Here is a 1,025-nt window from a genome sequence, read left to right as displayed (position 1 = left end):
GCCATAGTCTCTTGTTATGAGGCAAGGTTCAACGACAATGATAGGAAGTTTTCATCACTATCAATGACTTTATACCCTAGCCTTTCATAGAAACTTATCGCTTTAATATTACGAACAAAACTTGATAATGTAATGCTATCTCTATACTCATTCTTCGCTTTTTCATGAACATAAGCCATAATAGCTTGCCATAAACTTTGGTTTTGAAATTCAGGAAAAACAACCAACAAGTGAACATGATATGAATTGCTGTACTGTTTGAAGCAGAGCATTCCAACACGAGTCTGCCCAGAGTAAACCCAATAAAACCAATTAGACTCATAATCATTAATTAGTCGATTTTTCTGATAATCATCACACCAACCAAAGACTGATTCTACGTGAGAATACAGCCCCATTTTCACCACTGAAAACAGCGACTCAAATTCACTTTCTAATACTGATTCTAACTTGATCACCATATGCCTCATAACGCTTTGTTAAGGTGTGAGGCACGCAATACCGAAGCTTCCGCATACCACCTTAACCACTAAACCCAACGCATAGTAAAAATGCCACGCGTGCCGAATCACTCTTGAACAATTTGTTATGTTCGTACTTACTAAGCACTAAAAATTCTCAGCCATATAGTTATCTGCGAACTCTGTAGCTAAAGGTCCAAGTAGACTCCAGAAGTGAGATAACTCAAAGTCAGTTTTTGTAGATGCAATGTTTACGAGATTTTCCACGAAACATGTGCACGCAGCATTTGAAACCTCTTTATCCCCCACTTTGATTGCAAGATCTATGAAACCAAACAACTCTTCGCTTTTTTCATACTCACCTAACAAGAACCTTTCTACGACAAGTGAGCTAAAGATTGAGAATAATGAGTGAACTGAAATAGCTCCTTTTTCGTCTATCCAATAGTCAGCTTCTTTAATAAAGTGCTCACGACAATCTGGATATATATCAACGAATGCTGGCAATACTTCTGAAGGTGATATTTTCATTTTTTCCTCGAAGAACTGGTGTACCCCACAAAA

The 1,025-nt window shown here is 37.6% G+C and carries 2 protein-coding genes; both read right to left on the bottom strand.

Translation table 11 applies throughout. The features are described 5' to 3' along the window. Positions 1 to 14 precede the first annotated feature (14 nt). Positions 15 to 470 carry a GNAT family N-acetyltransferase gene (locus FCV43_RS19880; protein ID WP_136996149.1) on the bottom strand — a complete coding sequence of 152 codons (456 nt, stop codon included), beginning with the start codon at positions 468 to 470 and terminating at the stop codon, positions 15 to 17. 138 nt (positions 471 to 608) lie between these two features. After that, positions 609 to 1,025 (bottom strand): DUF7674 family protein (locus FCV43_RS19870; protein WP_206380350.1); only part of this gene is annotated, 417 nt, incomplete at its 5' end.

It is taken from the genome of Vibrio genomosp. F6 (genome assembly GCF_005146325.1).
Classification (GTDB): domain Bacteria; phylum Pseudomonadota; class Gammaproteobacteria; order Enterobacterales; family Vibrionaceae; genus Vibrio; species Vibrio cortegadensis.
The sequence above is the reverse complement of the archived record's forward strand: the minus strand, read 5'-3'. Positions and strand labels throughout refer to the sequence as shown.

Coding starts and splice junctions, on each gene's coding strand:
- FCV43_RS19880 (WP_136996149.1), bottom strand. CDS start 470: ATGAGGCATATGGTGATCAAGTTAGAATCAGTATTAGAAAGTGAATTT.